This window comes from Bradyrhizobium sp. 134, from assembly GCF_023074155.1.
In the GTDB taxonomy this organism is placed as follows: Bacteria; Pseudomonadota; Alphaproteobacteria; order Rhizobiales; family Xanthobacteraceae; genus Bradyrhizobium.
On the sequence record NZ_JADPKX010000004.1, the window covers coordinates 21,073 to 39,676 of the forward strand.

An 18,604-nucleotide genomic window follows, 5' to 3' on the forward strand; every position below is an offset into this window, starting at 1 on the left:
ATGTGGCAACGTTTTGCGCCGGCACTCCCTGCTAATCCATGGAACTGGATGGCGGTATGGCGCCGCAATTTTCTGGTTTGGCGGAAAGTTGCTCTGGCATCGGTTCTTGGGAATCTGGCCGAGCCGATGAGCTCTCTGTTCGGTCTCGGTTTTGGCCTTGGAATGATCATAGGTGGTGTTGAGGGCACCTCATACATCTCGTTTCTGGCGGCTGGAATGGTTGCCACAAGCGCGATGGTCTCCGCAACCTTCGAAACGATCTATGCGGCTTACGCTCGCATGCAGACAAATTGCACCTGGGAGGCAGTGCTCTGTACGCCCCTTACGCTCGGCGACATTGTCCTCGGTGAAGTGGCCTGGGCAGCGAGCAAGGCCTTGCTCGCCGGGACCGCGATCACGATTGTGGCCGTCGCGCTGGGTTACGCAGAGTGGTCATCCATTCCCTATGCGTTACCAGCCATCGCCCTCACTGGCGTTACTTTCGCGAGCCTCGCAATGGTCGTTTCAGCACTTGCACCGAGCCACGACTATTTCATCTTCTACCAGTCGCTTATTCTTACGCCCATGATGTATTTAAGCGGGACGATCTTCCCAATGAGCCAGTTGCCCGGTTCATTTCAACGCATCGCGGCCTTATTGCCGCTGAGTCATTCGGTCGATCTCATTCGTCCAACAATGCTTGGTCGACCGGTTGACAGCGTCGGATTGCATGTGGGCGCACTTTGCATCTACGCAGCAGTTCCCTTCCTCGTCTCGGCCGTGCTCCTTCGGCAGCGCCTGATGCGGTGAGAGGAATAAGATCTAAAGCGAAGCATCGCGTGTGCGAGATGAGATATCGGGCTTAGCGAATTTCCAATCGCGTGCGACGCTTATATGCGTCTCGTCAGCTAGCGATGCCTGATCGGCCTCGCGCGGCCTACTCCCAAAGCAAGCGATACGAAATAGGCCAACAGGCCTCTCAGGATTAACGGAGAACAAGATGCTGTGTCTAGGATTGAGTGGCGGCCTCGACAGGGTCTATGAAAACCCCCTTGGGCTGCCGGGCACGTTTCTGCACGACGGCGCCGCGGTACTTGTCAAGGACGGGCGCGTGATCGCTGCCGTGGAAGAGGAGCGCCTTAACCGGATCAAACATTCAAACAAGCTCCCGAGCAGTGCGATCGAATACTGTCTTGCAGCCGCGGGTGTGGAGCTTCGCGACGTCGATCGTATTGCGTTCTACGCTACTGAAGCCTATTGCAATGCAATGCTCGAACGGTTGTTCATCTCACAACCGGAAATCTCAATTCCCCTAGATGCGAATCTGCTGCTACGGCACCTTCTAGCCACGGAGTTCGGTACCCAAGTTGATCCTTCCCGGGTGTCATTCGTAGGCCACCATCAGGCCCACGCCGTGAGCGCTCTGGCGATGTCGGGTTTTGAAGATAGCCTGGTCCTCGCGATCGACGGTTGTGGCGACTTCCTGTCGGGTCTCTTGGCTGTCGGGTCAGGCAGCGAAATGACCGAGCTTATGACATTTCCAGAGAATAACTCTCTCGGACTGTTCTATCTGGAGACGATCCGATATCTCGGCTACGGCCTGTTCGACGAGTATAAGGTTATGGGACTGGCTCCTTACGGAGATCCCGCACGCTATCGCGAGCTCTTTTCCCAATTCTATGAGCTCTGCGCAAACGGTGGCTACCGCGTTCACCTCGAACGTATCGGCCCAGCATTACTGCACAATATCGAGGTCCGGCGAAAGGGAATGCCGTTCACCCAACAGCATCGAGATGTGAGCGCATCGTTGCAGGAGGCGCTGGAGCGGATCGTGTTTCACATTCTGCGGCATTACCGTGAGTCGACCGGAATGAAACGGTTGTGCCTGGCTGGCGGGGTGGCCCATAACTGCACGCTGAACGGAAAACTCCTGTATTCAGGCCTGTTCGAAGACATCTTCGTGCAGCCGGCTGCGCATGACGCCGGATGCGCATTGGGCGCGGCGCTGATGGTGTCGAACGAGGCCGGGCAGCCTGCGCCCCGCGAGCGGCTACAGGCGGTTTATTGGGGGCCAGATGTCGGCAGCGACGATAGCATCGAAAAGGAACTGAAGGGATGGGCCGGACACCTCGAGTTTGAACGGACCGCTGACGTCGCAACCAGAGCAGCCGAGTGGATGGTTGATGGCGCCGTGATCGGGTGGGTGCAGGGCCGATCGGAGTTCGGCCCTCGTGCGCTCGGCAACCGTAGTATTCTTGCGGACCCGAGGCCCGCGGCGAACAAGGACCGGATCAATGCGATGGTCAAGAAGCGCGAGAGTTATCGACCATTTGCACCATCAGTTCTGGAGGAGGATGCGGGCGCGTTCTTTGAGTTGCCGGATGGTCGCGCAGAATACCCCTTCATGAATTTCGTCGTTCGCGTGCGGGAATCCAAGCGTGCTTTGCTGGGCGCGATCACGCATATCGATGGTACGGCTCGGCTGCAGACGGTTTCCCGCACGAACAATGCCGCCTATTGGGAACTCATCAATGCGTTCAAGAGCCGGACAGGCGTCCCGATTTTGCTTAACACGTCGTTCAACAACAATGCCGAACCGATCGTAGATTCCGTTGCCGATGCGATTACGGCGTTTTTGTCAACCGAGCTGGATGGCCTTGTAATCGGTTCATTCCTCGTCAAAAAGCGGGCGACAACGCTCGAAAGCTGGACTGCACTCGCTGTATCACTGCCGCCCCATGTATCTCTTTACCGGGTTCGCGCTCATGCGGGCCGAGAACGCCAGGAGACAGTCTGCGAGATCCGCATGGGTCACTGCAGCCAGGAGAGCGTGCGCGTCTCGCATGACCTGTTCGACATGCTGATGCAAATTGAGAAGGAAGCTGTTCTTGCCGATCTTCTCGCCAGGGTCACCTCTGACAGGACTAGGCGAGAAGCTCTCGTGAACGAACTGCGTGGGCTCTGGGATCTCCGCCGTATACGGCTGCATCCGTCACCGACTGCGTGATTGCAAAAGGTGAGCAATGCGGAAGAGGGCTCTTTGGAGGCCTCTCGCATGACCTCCCAAGCGCGGTGCCGTGGAGGAGGGTTGCGGGTTGATCGCCTTGCGTCCCGGTGACCAGCCGTCCACTGGCGTGGATCGGAATCGCAGATGCTAGGTGCGCCACACAAAGCTGATCTTGCACAACGAGAAGGGTTTGATAACTTGACCAAGGAACGCTTTGTTATTTCTCGGAGGCGTACCGGCTTCGGTGACTGCCTCTGGTCATTGGCGTCGGCCTGGTCGTACGCGCAGCGGACCGGGCGGACGCTCGTCGTTGACTGGCGCGGTTCCTGCTACATCGACCGACCGTTCAGCAACGCCTTTCCGGTGTTCTTCGAGCCGGTTGAGGACATCGCTGGGGTACCGGTGATTTGCGATGACCGGATCAACCAGCTCTCGTTTCCCGGACCGTTCTTCCCGCGGTGGTGGAATAGGCCGTCGATCGACTGCATCAATCGTCCGGATGAGCAGATCTTCCGAGAACGTGACGAACTGACCGAGCTGTTCCAGGCGAGAGAAGATAACGAAGCCAACACCATTGTCTGTGACGCCTGCCTAATGTGGCGTTGTGGCGAGGCAGCCGAACGACTGATCTTTCGGAACATCAAGCTCAGGTCTGAGATTCAAGCGCGGATCGACGCCTTGTATGAGGAACATTTTAGCGGCCATAGCATCATTGGCGTTCATGTTCGGCACGGCAATGGCGAAGATATCATGGAGCATGCGCCGTACTGGGCCGATTCGGAGCTCGCCCTTCGTCAGGTTTGCATGGCAATCCGTAAAGCCAAGGCTTTGCCATATCCAAAGCCTGTAAAGGTCTTCCTGTGCACGGACAGTGCACAGGTGCTCGATCGCCTATCGGGTCTGTTTCCCGATGTCTTCGCCGTACCAAAACGTTTCCAGGCCGATCGGGCAGGGCCGTTGCATAGTGCGGAAATGGGAATTGAAGGTGGAGCTTCCGCTCTCATCGACATGTATCTTCTTGCGCGGTGCGCTACCGTGATCCGCTTTCCCCCCACCAGCGCCTTCACGCGCTATGCCCGTCTGCTCGTGCCACGGATTATTGAATTCGACCAGAGCAATCCGGAGCGCTTGACCCTGATCGATAATCCATACGAGCATTTCGCGGCTTCCTGAAGCGCCAGAATGTCGGCCTGAACAATGACGGGCTAGATCATCGGTCTGATACTGCTGGCTTCGACACGGTCGAGTTTCGCAACGTGTCGCAGGAACGTTGGATGGCGACTTCCGTCCCGCAAGCGACGGCTGACCGGCGCACTACCATGGATGCGGTGCGGTGGCAGGGCGAACGCCTGAGAAGCGTAAGGCCGATGCCAGCGAGGGCCGGCGGTCTTGCCCGGCAACACTTCGGGCCCTCCGGTGTAAGTCGAATCGCGCGGAAGCTTACAGTTCTGTCATCCTCCAGCCAAGTCCGCCGTCGCTGGCCAGACGGTGAAAAGCACGGCAATGGCGGTCCGGGTCGCCGAGGAAATCTGACGTAACAGACAGTCACGTCAGAATGTCCCAGCAGCAAGGAGGCGCGTCCGGTAGATGGATCGCCTTTGCTGGGCAGGGCTTTCGTTTTCTGGACGACGGCCTTTGTTCATGCTCCGCTCGCGGAGTCCTTTCGGACGGAGGTGTGATGAACCGCGCGGCCGGCGGCCCATCGGTATTGCTCAAGAGCCGTATGTGCGGCCGCGCGTAACCAGGCCGAGAGCAACTTGGACGAACCGGCCATTAAATCCTGATCTCCGCCCGCAGCTAATCTATCTCGTCTAGCGCGCATGACCCACAGACCACTCGTGGAGTGGTGACGCAGTCAGCTCGCCATGGAAACCCCAGCCTCTGGCTCGAAGCGTAGCGCACGCAGTGGGCGGCACCCGGGAGCTCGACGACAGCCATTGCTGCGGCGTTGCCGGTGTCGCAAAGCAAACAGGCCAGATGTTCGGAACCTGCCATTTGCGTCGTAAAAGCGCGCCACCTGTGCCCTGCTTCGCTCTGGCCCGGATCCTGCACCAGGTGCACGGGCGAGGGGAGCGGAAGGGAGTCGCGTGTGAATCTAGGTCTACCAGATGACAACGCGGTCGCAGCTAAATCGTCGGAAACGGACCCTCGTGGTCCAATTCACGCCGATGGAGCGGGCCGTCCGCTGCGTGAGCGGAAGACGCTGGTATTGACCGGGGCATCGCGCGGTATCGGTCGCGCCACGGGAAGATTGTTTTCGGAAGCCGGTTGGCGCATCATTTCTTGCGCGCGCCAACCATTCGACGAGGTGCGCTGCCCATGGGACTCAGAGGGTGATAGCTATATCGAAGTCGACCTGAGCGATCATCGGACGCTACCGCGCGTGATTGCCCAGATAAAGGAGCGCCTTGCCGGCGCACCGCTGCAGGGACTGATAAACAATGCCGGAAACTCACCAAAAACGCCAAACGGTGCCCGGCTCACGTCGCTGGCGACCTCAGTCGATACCTGGATGAGCGTGTTCCACCTCAATCTGGTGGCGCCGATCCTGCTCGCTCAAGGTCTGTTCGATGAGCTAAAAGCGGCGTCAGGCTCGATCGTCAATGTGACTTCGATCGCCGGAGCGCGGGTCCATCCATTTGCAGGCACGGCATATGCCACGTCGAAAGCTGCGCTCGCTTGTCTCACGCGCGAAATGGCGCACGACTACGCCTCACATGGCATTCGCGTCAATGCGATCGCGCCCGGCGAAATCAAGACGGACATTTTGTCGCCTGATACGGAAGCGCATCTTGTGCCAAAGATCCCACTACGCCGGGTGGGTACACCCGAAGAGGTCGCCAAGGTCATTTTCTTCCTATGTTCAGATGCGGCAAGTTATGTCACGGGTGCCGAAGTGCCGATCAATGGCGGGCAACACTTGTGAGTGAATCCGTGCCTGGCGAACCCGACTAACTCAGCTTCATCGATCGAAGCCATGTTGGCCGGGCGAATCCGCGCAGCGAGTTGGAAAGAATAAAGCGCAAAATCTAGTCACTGTAAGTGCTGCCGGCGTGCCATGAAGAGCCGTCATCTCTCGCCCCCGGCCTGAGAACTGGATGTCAGATCGAGGCAGGCATGCAACACGAGTCTAACAAGTCCGATCGAGGTGATGGGGAGGATCAAGAAAGGAACGGAGAAGTCACTATGCTGGACAGCGTTTCCCTGAGCGAAACACCAAACTCAACCTCCGGCGCGGACCCTTCCGCTTCTATTCTGCCGTCGCAAGAGAAATCGCTAAGCACGATCTTTGAAATAGCGCACACGCTCACTGGCCTATCCCGGCTCGAAGCCAAGCTGGCGAGCGTCATCGAGCGCCTGCCGTCGCTTGTGCAGATGCGGCGCGGCATCGTATGTCTGTTCGAACATGACGGGGGGCCCGAGATCATCGTAGACGACGGCCGGAGCGAAGGGCGCGACGCGCGTTGCGGGGGGCGCTTGCCGCAAGGAGCAATTGATCAAATTGTGGCGACGGGGCGGCCGCTCATCGTCGAGAACGTAGCGCTGCATTCGATCTTCAGTTTTTCGGAAGTCGAGATGATGCTTGACGCCGCCCGTAATACGTGTGTTGCCTTCATCGGCGTTCCCATAGAGATCGACGAGAAAGTTGTGGGTACGCTGAGCATCGACCGCATCGCAGACAACGGGACGCATGCGCAGCTCGAGGACGACCTCCGCCTGCTGACGATGGTCGCAAGCCTTCTGGGCCAGACGGCAAAGCTGCATTGCACCTTTGTGCGCGACCGCGGGCGGCTTATGGACGAGGAGTTCCGGCTGCAGACGCGGCCTTCGTCCGAGCTCAAGCCTCATGGCCGGGAGCGTAAGAAGGTCCAAGTCGAGGGAATTATCGGCGACAGTCCGGCGCTGCGCGCGATGCTTGAGAAGATCGAGCTGATCGCAAAATCGAGTAGCACCGTTCTGTTGCGTGGCGAATCGGGTACCGGCAAAGAGCTGGTCGCGAAGGCTATTCACGAGCGTTCAGCGCGCGCCAAACGCCCCTTTATCAAGCTGAATTGCGCAGCCCTCACCGAGACGGTGCTGGAATCCGAATTGTTCGGTCACGAGAAGGGGGCGTTTACGGGCGCATTCAACGCGCGCAAGGGTCGCTTCGAACTCGCGGACAAGGGAACGTTGTTTCTGGATGAGATTGGCGAGATCTCGGCGTCGTTCCAGGCGAAACTCCTGCGCGTGCTTCAGGAGCAGGAGTTCGAGCGGGTGGGCGGCAATCAGACGATCAAAGTCGACGTCCGCGTGATTGCTGCCACGAACAAGAATCTTGAAGAGGCGGTGGCAAGGAAGGAGTTTCGTGCCGATCTCTATTATCGCATTAGCGTGGTTCCTCTGCTACTGCCGCCGCTGCGCGAAAGACGCACTGATATTCCGCTTCTCGCCGGTCGATTCTTGAAGAACTTCAACAATGAGAACGGCCGTGCTCTGGTCTTCGAGTCAAGTGCGATAGACGTTCTTATGAATTGCGGATTTCCCGGTAATGTCCGTGAGCTGGAGAACTGTGTGCAGCGGACCGCGACCCTGGCGCACGGATCGTCGATCGTAAGAGACGATTTTGCCTGCTGCCACGGGCAATGCCTGTCGGCCACGCTATGGAAGTGCGGGCTGGAGCAAGTGGCACGACAGCCGAGCCCGATAATCTCACTTCCCGCGAGGCTGAGCATGCCGCCGACACAAGCTGTGGCACACGTTCAGCCGGTCGGTAGCGAACTGACGCCGCTAGAGCCACCCGGCCGACCCAACATAGGTGCCGCCAAGGTCACAGATCGCGAGCGCGTAGTCGCCGCCATGGAAAGGTCCGGGTGGGTACAGGCCAAGGCGGCGCGCTTGCTTGGACTGACGCCGCGCCAGATTGGCTATGCCTTGAGAAGGCACGGTATCGAGATCAAGCGCTTCTGAATAAAAAGTCGGCTCGCGTCTCTCTCGATCGCCGGGCGCGGTAGGAGAGCGTGCGCAAGAGGCGGTACTCTGGTCCATGAAGCGGATACGAAACCGATGTGCTCTGCTTGGGAGGCTATGCCGGGAGCGTAAGCCATCTTCGCGTCAGCCGCGTGCTGGTCATCGTCTGCTTGCAATGTATTCGCCCTATGAGAAATGATTAGGTGTCGAACCAGCGCAAGATCACGGCCGGGCCGTTTATGGCGCGACTCAGATGAGAGAGATCACGTCCGCTTTACGCAGCTCGTCGCAGTCCCCACGGTCTCACCGTCAATCGCCAGCCGTTGCATTCGTCTCTCATCGGCGAAGTGCCTGGGGTGGTATGACAGTTGCTATTCGTGGGAGCCTGCTCAACATCTTAGGAGAAGCACATGCACAGCATCGTCTGCATCAAACAGGTCCCTGACTCCGCACAAATCCGCGTGCATCCTGTCACGAATACGATCATGCGGCAGGGCGTGCCGACGATCATCAACCCATATGATCTGTTCGCACTGGAAGCTGCGCTCGAGCTACGAGACAAGTTCGGCGGTGAAATCACTGTTCTGACAATGGGGCCGCCGTCGGCCGAAGAATCTCTCCGAAAGGCGCTGACATTTGGTGCCGATCGTGCTGTCCTGCTCACCGATCGTAGTTTCGCAGGCTCTGATACGCTGGCGACGAGTTACGCTCTGGCGTGCGCGATTCGCAATATCGGCAAGGAATATGGCCCACCAGACGTCATATTCACTGGCAAGCAGACTATCGACGGCGATACGGCGCAGGTGGGACCTGGCATTGCAAAGAGGCTCGGGGTCCAGCAGCTTACGTATGTTTCAACAATCAAAGCGTTGGACTTCAAAGCACGCACGATCGATGCGGAACGGCGCTGCGAAGGAGGAGTCCAAGTGCTGCGTTCCAAGCTTCCTTGTCTCGTCAGCATGTTAGAGGCAAGCAATCAAATTCGCCGCGGTGCAATGATCGACGCCTTGCGTGCGGCCCGTGCCTCCGTCGTAAAATGGAGCGCTCAAACTGCCGGCGTGGATGACATGGCCAAATGCGGTCTGAGGGGGTCGCCGACGGTCGTCAAGCGTGTCTTCGCGCCCTCCGCACGAGCGGAGAAGGCGACGTGGGTGGAAGCGGCCGAGCAGCCGGCGCAAGCGTTGATCGACGCCATGTTCAAGCGCAACCCTACGCTCGAGACGGAGCTCGCACAGCTTGCGCGCGGTACCTCATCCGCCCAAACTAGCGGTGCGTGAAGTCGCCGCTGATCGAGCGGAGCCAGCGACGGCCCGGGTCGTGGTCATGCTGGCCCGACGCTCGGCGCACCAGCACGATTCAAGCTTTTTGACCGCTCGCTGAGAATTGGCGAGCTGCGATACACCTTCTTCCTATGCAATGTCGAGCCGTATCGGGACGAGCCGTCGCTGATGCTGAGTCGGAATGGCTGAGCACTAACGCAACGCTCGATCCGTTGTGTGGTCGAGCGGCGCGACTCGCACTTTTCGGTTAGGTGGAAAACGAGCAGAGCTCGCGCGAGGGAGATACATCCCTCGCGCGAGCTCCACGTGCGCTGCCATGCAAACTTAACGGGCACGTCTTGAGGCTGCATGAATTCCGCAGTGGCCCGCGGCCCGCCGAGTGGCACGCGGACTACCGAGATCACCGCAAGGACCGCCACGCACCCCGCTCAGTTCAGTCTTGGGCGTGAAGGTCCCCCGTGGGCGCGCTGCTAACGTGTGGTAAATTGCGCGCTTACGGCCCCGTTAGACCCCTCGGGTCGCGATAGCTTCGCAACTCTGTTGGTGCTTCCTGGATAAATCCTGAGCGCGGCGATAATGCCGAGCAAAGCTGCAAACATCAACCAGAAACCCGGCGAAGCCTTGTCGTCGGTCCGATCGATCAGCCAAGTCGATGCCAGCGGCGTAAAGGTACCAAAGAGAGCTGCGGCGAGTGCGAAGGCTAAAGAAAAGCAGGTTGTGCGAACGTGCTTCGGCACGATTTCGACCAAAGCGCCCAACATGGCGCCGCTGTAGGTGCCAAAATAGAACGAGAACATCATCTCCACTACCACCATCTTGCCAAAGCTTGGGTCGGTCACAAGCCAAGACAACGCCGGATATACAGTCACCAAGGCAAGGCCAGCAATGGTCAGCAAGACCGGCTTCCGACCGATTCTATCAGAGATCGCGCCGCCGATTGGGTTCCAGATGAAGTTCGTCACGGCGACCAAAAGCGTCACCAAGAGCGTGTTCTGCGAGGACAGCTGCAATACGTGCTTGCCGAACGTAGGCGTGTACACTGTGACGAAATAGAAGGTCGTGGTCGTCAGCATTGCGATCATCATGCCAAGAATGACAATGCGCCAGTTCGCAACTGTGGAGGCAAAGACCTCGCGGGCCGTTGGGTGGGTCTTCATGACCAGAAACTCCGGAGTTTCCTCCAGCGTCCGGCGCAGGACGAAGATAAGCGGAACGATCAGGCAGCCAAGGAAGAATGGGATCCGCCAGCCCCAGGCGGCAACCATTTCGGCCGGAAGTGCTTCGCTCAAAAAATATCCGATAAGAGCCGCGACAAAGATCGCAACCTGCTGGCTCGAGGACTGAAACGATGTGTAAAAGCCGCGGTTACCCGGGGTGGCAATCTCGGAGAGGTAGACGGAAACGCCGCCAACCTCAACGCCCGCAGAAAAGCCCTGCAACAGCCGTCCGAACAGCACGATCGCGGGTGCGGCAATGCCGATCGTTGCATAGCCGGGACAAAAGGCGATGATGACGGTGCCAATAGCCATAATCGAAAGCGTGATGATCAGGCCTTGCCGACGGCCAATCTGGTCAATATAGGCTCCAAGCACAATCGCGCCAACAGGTCGCATCAACGCCCCCAGCCAGAACACACCGAAGGTGTTAAGCAGTGAAGCGGTTTCGCTTCCTGATGGAAAGAACGCGTTTCCGATGGCACTGGCGTAGAACCCGAACAAGAAGAAGTCGAACTGCTCGAGGAAGTTGCCGCTCGTCGCACGTAAGATGGCGCCAATGCGCTGTTTGGCCTTTGACGCTTGCGCGATGGACGCTGGTGACATGGCGAGTTTCCTCTCGGTTTGAAATGGCCGGTTCTGGAGAAAATCTCACGCCAGCCGAGTGCAGTTTCATGGCCGCGAATCTGCCATAAGGGCACTATCGACCAACCCGTAAGCGCCTGACGTTTCCGGCATATTTTCGGCAATTGCCGCAAACTCGCACAGTTTTTCGGGCGTTATTCCGCTCGCGTCGCAGGAGTGACTCTCAACCTATTGAAACCTCGGGCAATTCTCGGTGGAAAGGTTGTTGTCTGTGGCGTGGCCGAATTCCTCATTGAGCGCACCGACATGCAATGAAAAGCAAGGACGAGATGCATGGGATAGAGCGGCAGGGAAGAGCTGCCGTGAGATGTCTGCTAGAACAGCTCGCGAGCCTGCGATTGGAGCCGAGGTGCGTTAGCATCTCACCCGATGTCCAGCGATTTGGCCTCGAGTTGCTCAAGTTAACCTGAGGTTTACGGAAAAGATTTGGTGAGCGTGCTGGTGATCGAGCCCGTCCGATAGCGCCGATCGCCATGCTCGGGCAAGTGCCACGTTGTCCTTCGAAGCGAGGCGCGCCTCGTACTTCGAGGGGCGCTGCGGTCCTAATGCGGTCCAAAACCCGCGCTGAGGGGGAGGATCACAGCGGGCCTCCTCAGCGATAATGGGCTTAATCGAACAGCTTCATCTGGCTTCCACGTCGTATTAGAAACCTGGATGTTTGTCACGAATTATGACCAGGTCCAAGCAATCGGAATGTCGTGATAAGCCCTGCGCGACTGCTTGCTTGCCGGAGGCAAGGCCACGCCAGCCTCGCAACCTGATTGGCCGTAAATTTTGCACATGAGGCTCGCCTCCGTAAGCGAGGGCTATGAACCGCCGCGAAACCATGCGGTGGCATCGGGCCAGGAGCTGGGCGGCACATCGTAATTCGATGTGACCGAGGCTTGTGCGCATTCGGAATCTGACCACGATGTCCAGGTCGCATCACCTTGCCTTACTCGACAGTTACCGATTTCGCGAGATTTCGGGGTTGGTCGACGTCCGTGCCCATCAGGATGGCCGTGTGGTAGGCCAGAAGCTGCACCGGAATCGCATAAACAATGGACGTGAACGTCGTATCCATCTCCGGCATCACAATCGTCGCGAGTGAATCCATGGATACCTCTGCGGCTCCCCGAGCGTCCGTTATCAAGGTAATCTTGCCGCCGCGTGCGGCGACCTCCTGCATGTTCGAGATGGTCTTTTCGAACACCCGGTCGCAGGGAGCAATGACGATTACGGGAACGCTCTCGTCGATCAAGGCGATCGGGCCGTGCTTGAGCTCTCCGGCCGCATAGCCCTCCGCGTGAATATAGGAGATCTCCTTCAGCTTCAGTGCCCCCTCCAGGGCCAATGGAAACGACGTGCCGCGACCAAGATATAGCACGTCACGCGATTTGGCGATGTCGCGTGCGAGCTTCTCGATCTGCGGCTCGCTGGCAAGCGCCGCGGTAACAAGCCGTGGGATTTCGATCAGCGCTCGCACGAGATCGACCTCGTCGCTATCCGGCAATTCACCGCGCGCCTTGCCAGCAGCGACCGCAAGCGCCGCAAGGACGACCAGCTGGCATGTGAACGCCTTGGTCGAGGCAACGCCGATCTCAGGTCCGGCGAGCGTCTGCAACACTGTCCCGCTTTCGCGCGCAATGGTCGAACTCAGTACGTTCACGACAGAGAGGGTATGCAGGCCTTGCGATTTGGCATAGCGGAGCGCGGCCAGCGTATCGGCCGTCTCGCCGGACTGCGAGATGAAGATAGCAAGATCTCCCTTGCGCATCGGCGCCTCACGATACCGAAATTCGGAGGCGACATCGAGCTCGACCGGAATACGAGCCAGCCGCTCGAACCAGTACTTGCCGACATGGCCGGCGTAGCCTGCCGTACCGCAAGCCGTGATCGAGATATGTCCGATCTCGTTGAAGTCGAACGGAAGCTCCTGCGGCAGTGCCACGCTCTCGGTGGCGATATCGACGTAACGCGCCAGCGTCTGCCCGATCACCTCTGGCTGTTCGTGGATTTCCTTCGCCATGAAGTGGCGGTAGTTTGCTTTGTCGACGAGAACCGACGACGCGCCAGATTTCATCACCTCCCGGCGGACAACTGTGCCTTGTGCGTCGTAGACCACGCTGAAGTTGCGGTTGAGCACAGCCCAATCGCCGTCCTCAAGGTAGGTGATCAAGCCGGTAAGGGGCGCGAGCGCGATAGCATCCGATCCGAGATACATTTCGCCTTCTCCATGTCCGATCGCGAGTGGTGAGCCCTTGCGCGCACCGATCATGAGGTCGTGTTGACCCTTGAACAGGATTGCAAGCGCAAACGCGCCGATTAGCCGCGGCAGCGACGCTTTTACTGCCTCCTGCGGCGAGCAGCCATCTTTCAGATAAAAGTCGATGAGATGCGTCACCACCTCGGTGTCTGTTTCAGAGGCGAAACAGGCGCCATGCTGTTTTAGCTCCGCTCGCAGCTCGCGGAAGTTCTCAATTATGCCGTTATGGACGACTGCAACATTGTCCGTTGCATGGGGATGAGCATTGTGCTCCGTCGGCTTGCCGTGAGTAGCCCAGCGCGTGTGCCCAATCCCGACATGGCCTGAGAGCGGATGGCAGCGAACGCGTGTCTCAAGGTTCCTCAGCTTGCCCTCGGCGCGTCGAAGCTCGATATGGTTTCCTTTGAGCGTTCCGATGCCCGCTGAGTCATAGCCACGATATTCCAGTCGCTTCAGTGAATCGATCAGACGATCCGCGACCGGACCGCGCCCCAAGATGCCGACAATTCCGCACATTTAGTCAGTTTACCTCAAGTTCAAAACAGAGCGTCCCGCAAGGCGCGCCTGACCAATTCGCTCGCTTTAGTTATCCGCCAGTCTAGCCGTGCCTGCCCTCCATCGGGCACGCGGCACCCGGAGGTGCTCGAACTCCAAGAAAACGTGGAGCCCTGTCGAATTCGCCGGGAGATTCCTAAAGCAACTGTCTGGCAATCGCACAATGAGCGCCGTCAGCAGTTAGCAGCTGCATGAGGCTCTCGTTTTGTCCGATGTACCCGATACGGCCAAGAAGGCCCGGTAGGTCTGGCGCATTCCATCTACAAGCCATGTCCTCGCGCGCCAGCCGAGGCTTGCGAGACGGCTGACGTCGAGCAGCTTGCGCGGAGTGCCATCGGGGCGCGACGTGTCGAAGGCAATCTCGCCGCTGTAGCCAACGACCTCGGCGACGACACGGGCGAACTCGGCGATGGTGATGTCCTCGCCTGTGCCGATATTGATCAGCTCCGGCCCCGAATAGCTCTTCATCAGGTGCACGCAGGCATCCGCCATGTCGTCAACATAAAGGAACTCGCGCCGTGGCGTGCCGGTGCCCCACACGGCGACACTCTTTGCGCCCGCGACCTTCGCCTCGTGGAAGCGGCGGATCAGCGCGGCAACGACATGGCTCAATTCGGGATGATAATTGTCGCCGGGGCCGTAGAGATTGGTGGGCATCACGCTGATGAAGTCGCTGCCATACTGGCCGCGATAGGCTTCCGCCATCTTGATGCCGGCGATCTTGGCGATCGCATAGGGCTCGTTGGTCGGCTCCAGCGGGCCTGATAGCACCGAGACCTCGCGCAGCGGCTGTGGGGCTAGCTTCGGATAGATGCAGGACGAGCCCAAAAACATCAGCTTTTCGGCGCCGTTTTGATGCGCGGCCTGGATCACGTTCGCAGCAATCGTGATGTTGTCGTAGATGAACTCGGCCCGCAGCGTGTCGTTGGCGACGATGCCGCCGACTTTTGCGGCGGCGAGGAAGATCACCTGCGGCCGCGTTTTCGCGAACCATTCGAACACGGCCGTCTGGTTGCAGAGATCGACCTCGCGCCGGTCGACCGTGACGAGCTGCACGTCCTCCCGCGCGAGCCGGCGCGCAATCGCGCTGCCGACCATACCGCGATGGCCGGCGACGTAGACGCTTTTGCCCTTCAGCTCAAACGGTGCGCTTGCCATGGGCCGCCTCCCGTTTTGCTTCCGCCAGATCGCTTGCCATCATCTCCTCGACGAGCTGGGCGAACGTGTGCTTCGGCTTCCAGCCGAGCACCTGATGCGCCTTGCTGGCGTCGCCGACGAGGAGATCGACCTCGGTGGGGCGGAAATAGGTCGGATCGATCTTCACCACCGTCTTGCCGCTCGTCTCATCGACGCCGGTCTCCTCGACCCCTGCTCCACGCCATGCAATGCGGCGGCCGAGCTGGGCGAACGATAGCTCGACCATCTCGCGCACCGAGTGCATCTCGCCGGTGGCGAGCACGAAATCGTCGGGCTTGTCGGCTTGCAGGATCTTGTGCATGCCCTCGACGTAATCGCGCGCGTGGCCCCAGTCGCGCTTGGCTTCGAGATTGCCGAGATAGAGCGTCTCCTCCAGCGCGACCTCGATACGGGCGACAGCGCGCGTGATCTTGCGGGTCACAAATGTCTCGCCGCGGATCGGGCTCTCGTGGTTGAACAGGATGCCGTTGCTGGCGAACATGCCATAGGCTTCGCGGTAGTTCACCGTGATCCAGTAGCCGTAGAGTTTTGCCACGCCGTAGGGCGAGCGCGGATAGAACGGCGTGGTCTCCTTCTGCGGGATCTCCCGGACGAGGCCGTAGAGCTCGGAGGTCGAGGCCTGGTAGAACCGCGTCTCCTTCACCATGCCGAGGATGCGAATCGCTTCCAGCAGCCGCAGCACGCCGATCCCATCGGCATTGGCGGTGTATTCGGGACTCTCGAAGCTGACCGCGACGTGGCTTTGGGCGGCCAGATTGTAGATCTCGGTCGGCCGGATCTGCTGCACCAGCTGGATCAGATTGGTCGAGTCCGTCATGTCGCCGTAGTGCATCAGGAACGGCACGTCCCCGAGATGCGGGTCCTGGTAGAGATGGTCGACCCGCGCAGTGTTGAACGAGGACGAGCGCCGCTTGATGCCGTGCACGACATAGCCGAGCGACAGCAGATATTCGGCCAGATAGGCGCCGTCCTGTCCAGTCACGCCGGTGATTAGAGCGACCCGCCGTTTGCTCTCTTGGTTTGACAAATCGTTGCTCTGCGCAGGCTAATGTCGGTCCCCGATCGACGACGTCAATCGCGTCTGGCCTCTTCGAATGCGGAAGCGTCACGCTCTCGAACGGCCGAGTTCTGGACTCTGTATAGGCATTGCATCAAGCGCTCAACTGTACGGAGGTAACCTTCCACATCGAAAGGGTTTTGAAGGACTATACGAAAGTTTGTAGTCCGGAAGATTCCGTTCGGCCTTCGTCAGGCGTTTCTCGGCGTGGGCGCGACCAATGAAATTGCGGCGCGGATGGGAGGTAAGCAGACCCGTTTGGCCGAGAAGCGTTCCACAGTCCGTTCGTGGTCAACTCGCACGTTGAGCCAGCGAGTTTCCCTCATTTCGTGTCCTTGCCTAAGAGTTTTCCAATCTTGCTGTTCATCCAGTGCAACCGCGAGCAAGCCGGCCAAACAAAGCATTGAAATTCGTTCTCTGTCGCGCAGTACTTATCATCGTCGATCATTTCTGGACAATCAAGTTGGTGATCTGGCAAGCAAAAGTGAAGGCGCGCATACTGCCTCCGTGCTGTTTGAGTTCACAGAAAAACGCTGGATGAATGAGGCCAGTGCTATATGGGACCTCAAGGGGGTTATCGCGACGATTAGTGTGCCCTGCGCCCCCGAAGGGCGAATTCAGTAGCGAAAGGCATCTGGCGGTTCATTGCTCGCGAGTGGCCAAGGAATCAACAACAATGGTGCGTTTAGCGGGCGGACGATATGGCTCACAAGGTCAGTGCTCGGTTCGGCGACCATTCCGCCGGGGGGTGTTTTCCGCGCTCGCAAGCATGTCTTCGGGCCGGCCGTAGTATGACCAGGCAAAGCCCGCTTGTGGGTGAATTAAGCCGCCTCGAGCACGTGCCGCTGCCATTGAAACTGGCGGTTTGCTGGTCCCGAGCGCCCCTTCTCTTGTCGGCAAAGTCCGGTTCTTGAGCAAGCATTCTGCGGATAGCAGCCTGAGCTGACGGATCAACTGCGTTCTACCTCAACTATCACACTTGATTTGCAGCCCCTCGGCAGAAGGAAGTCGGATGAGCTGCTCGTCGAGAGTGGAGAGGTCGAGCCGGGTCATTAAACCAAGTGCCCCCGCTCGAATGCGCCGAAAGCAGCGTAAGCTTTAGAGGCGCGTCTCGAAATGAATCGCCGGATTATCGGGTTCGAACGCGGTGTTTCCCTCAATCATGGTGCCGAGATCAATCTTCAGTCCCTCGCGGGTATAAACTTCCACATCATCTCTTCCAAGGCGCTCACATGAGCTTCTCCATAATCGCTCGTCAGGTCCTGATGGGCCTCATTGCCGGATCGGCGTTCGGCTCTTGGGCAATCGTCAGGCCTGCACCTCGAGCAGACCCAGCTCGCGGATCTATCGGCAGCTCTCTTGCTCCCGCGATGACCGCTGCCCATGCCTAGCACTTGCGCGGACTCGTCTCGGATTACGGTTGTTCATCTAGTCTACTTTCGTTCAACGAGGCTGCGTCCGTCCGACCATGGCATGACGTGCATTCGGGAATGGTGATAAGCGCACCACGATGACAGCTTTTGGCGAGGCCCCGTCACAACGGGGTCGCCGCACATATACGCGGCTCCCGGATCGCCATTCTTGAAACCAACAATGGCCCGGCATTGGCCCTCACAGTGATCGACGAGCAAGACCCTGTTGGATTTATCGGGTCCTCTCACATGACCGCTCCGGGATACCGCATCGATCTCGTGGCGGCTGGTTTGGAACTCAGTGCCCGCAAACGTATTTCGTAGCCTCCAAGGCTGGATTGGTCCTTCTTACATGTGGGCGATCTTGTCTTCATGGGGCCGGCGATTGCGTGGACAGGACAGAAGGTGCGTTCTTCGGCTGAGCGCGATCCTCAGCCGCTTTGGCAGAAGACCTCTCATCGCAAGCGGTCGGCCTGCTCCGCTGGAAGCGGCCGAACATTGGTGCTCCCTAGCTGTGCACTCTACAATCCGACGCTACGTATGATTCAATCCCCCTCCGAGCTTATCGCGTGAATATGTCGAACCCGTATTCGTTTGCCAGGAGCCAGCCGCAAGACGAGCAGGGCGGGAGGCGCTTCACCAAGGCAGTTGGCTTTGGGTATCAATCGTCTGCGGAAGGCGCAGCTCAGGTCCGCTCGAGTGTGCGCGCATAGCGACCCCCCAGTTGGGAGGCTGCTCGTCGGTGGCCACGAGTGATCAAGCGAATCAATCAAGCTTACTTAAATGTGTGGATAGGAGGTGCCTTGGCGACGCAATCGATCGCCCATGGCTGGAATGCTCTGGCGAGTCGGTGCGAATTGGCTTTGTCTATCCAGCCGAGCTCTGCCGCTGTCACCATCGTAATGGGGCTGCTTCCCGGGAGTTGTCGGTGCCGCGGCGGCTGAGAAGATTGGAAACGAGATCAATCGTAAGCGCGAAGCCGATACCCTTGCTTCAGAATTCGAATGAACGTGCGAAAGAAGCCTCCGGCTTGGACGGAGGTTTCGGATGGGATTGGACAGCAAAA

General features: G+C 58.8%; 10 protein-coding genes. 6 read left to right on the plus strand and 4 right to left on the minus strand.

Translation table 11 applies throughout. The annotated features are described in order from the left end of the window. The 6 genes from IVA75_RS00720 to IVA75_RS00745 all read left to right on the plus strand — a co-directional run bounded on the left by IVA75_RS00720 (window position 1) and on the right by IVA75_RS00745 (window position 9,210). A complete protein-coding gene (locus IVA75_RS00720; RefSeq protein WP_026232959.1) occupies window positions 1–789 on the plus strand; it encodes an ABC transporter permease in 789 nt (262 codons plus the stop codon). 190 nt (window positions 790–979) lie between these two features. After that, complete coding sequence (locus IVA75_RS00725; RefSeq protein ID WP_247289254.1) at window positions 980–2,986, plus strand: carbamoyltransferase; 2,007 nt, start codon at window positions 980–982, stop codon at window positions 2,984–2,986. A 198-nt stretch (window positions 2,987–3,184) separates the two neighbouring features. Continuing rightward, window positions 3,185–4,159, plus strand: a complete 975-nt coding sequence (locus IVA75_RS00730; protein ID WP_026232960.1) for a nodulation protein NodZ — start codon at window positions 3,185–3,187, stop codon at window positions 4,157–4,159. Window positions 4,160–5,144: 985 nt separating this feature from the next. After that, window positions 5,145–5,912 (plus strand): SDR family oxidoreductase, encoded by a 768-nt coding sequence (locus IVA75_RS00735; RefSeq protein ID WP_247289265.1) that lies wholly within the window; start codon window positions 5,145–5,147, stop codon window positions 5,910–5,912. A gap of 260 nt (window positions 5,913–6,172) precedes the next feature. Beyond that, entirely contained in the window at window positions 6,173–7,933 is a 1,761-nt protein-coding gene (nifA, locus tag IVA75_RS00740) for a nif-specific transcriptional activator NifA (RefSeq protein ID WP_247289255.1), read from the plus strand. Window positions 7,934–8,343: 410 nt separating this feature from the next. Continuing rightward, the gene (locus IVA75_RS00745; protein WP_247289257.1) at window positions 8,344–9,210 is read left to right on the plus strand and encodes an electron transfer flavoprotein subunit beta/FixA family protein; all 867 of its coding nucleotides are present in this window, start codon (window positions 8,344–8,346) and stop codon (window positions 9,208–9,210) included. Between the two features lie 473 nt (window positions 9,211–9,683). Here the strand turns inward: IVA75_RS00745 and IVA75_RS00750 are convergent, their stop codons facing one another. From IVA75_RS00750 to gmd, 4 genes are all read right to left on the minus strand, one after another. Next, window positions 9,684–11,033, minus strand: a complete 1,350-nt coding sequence (locus IVA75_RS00750) for an MFS transporter (protein WP_247289259.1) — start codon at window positions 11,031–11,033, stop codon at window positions 9,684–9,686. A gap of 973 nt (window positions 11,034–12,006) precedes the next feature. Then, window positions 12,007–13,833: a glutamine--fructose-6-phosphate transaminase (isomerizing) gene (glmS, locus tag IVA75_RS00755; protein WP_018455488.1), complete on the minus strand. Its 1,827-nt coding sequence runs from the start codon at window positions 13,831–13,833 to the stop codon at window positions 12,007–12,009. Window positions 13,834–14,052: 219 nt separating this feature from the next. Continuing rightward, entirely contained in the window at window positions 14,053–15,030 is a 978-nt protein-coding gene (locus IVA75_RS00760; RefSeq protein ID WP_276003505.1) for a GDP-L-fucose synthase, read from the minus strand. Then, window positions 15,011–16,096 carry a GDP-mannose 4,6-dehydratase gene (gene gmd / locus IVA75_RS00765; protein WP_018455490.1) on the minus strand — a complete coding sequence of 362 codons (1,086 nt, stop codon included), beginning with the start codon at window positions 16,094–16,096 and terminating at the stop codon, window positions 15,011–15,013. Before gmd ends, IVA75_RS00760 begins: the two co-directional genes overlap by 20 nt. Window positions 16,097–18,604 lie beyond the last annotated feature (2,508 nt).

Coding starts and splice junctions, on each gene's coding strand:
- IVA75_RS00720 (WP_026232959.1), top strand. CDS start 1: ATGTGGCAACGTTTTGCGCCGGCACTCCCTGCTAATCCATGGAACTGG.
- IVA75_RS00725 (WP_247289254.1), top strand. CDS start 980: ATGCTGTGTCTAGGATTGAGTGGCGGCCTCGACAGGGTCTATGAAAAC.
- nifA (WP_247289255.1), top strand. CDS start 6,173: ATGCTGGACAGCGTTTCCCTGAGCGAAACACCAAACTCAACCTCCGGC.
- IVA75_RS00745 (WP_247289257.1), top strand. CDS start 8,344: ATGCACAGCATCGTCTGCATCAAACAGGTCCCTGACTCCGCACAAATC.
- IVA75_RS00750 (WP_247289259.1), bottom strand. CDS start 11,033: ATGTCACCAGCGTCCATCGCGCAAGCGTCAAAGGCCAAACAGCGCATT.
- glmS (WP_018455488.1), bottom strand. CDS start 13,833: ATGTGCGGAATTGTCGGCATCTTGGGGCGCGGTCCGGTCGCGGATCGT.
- IVA75_RS00760 (WP_276003505.1), bottom strand. CDS start 15,030: ATGGCAAGCGCACCGTTTGAGCTGAAGGGCAAAAGCGTCTACGTCGCC.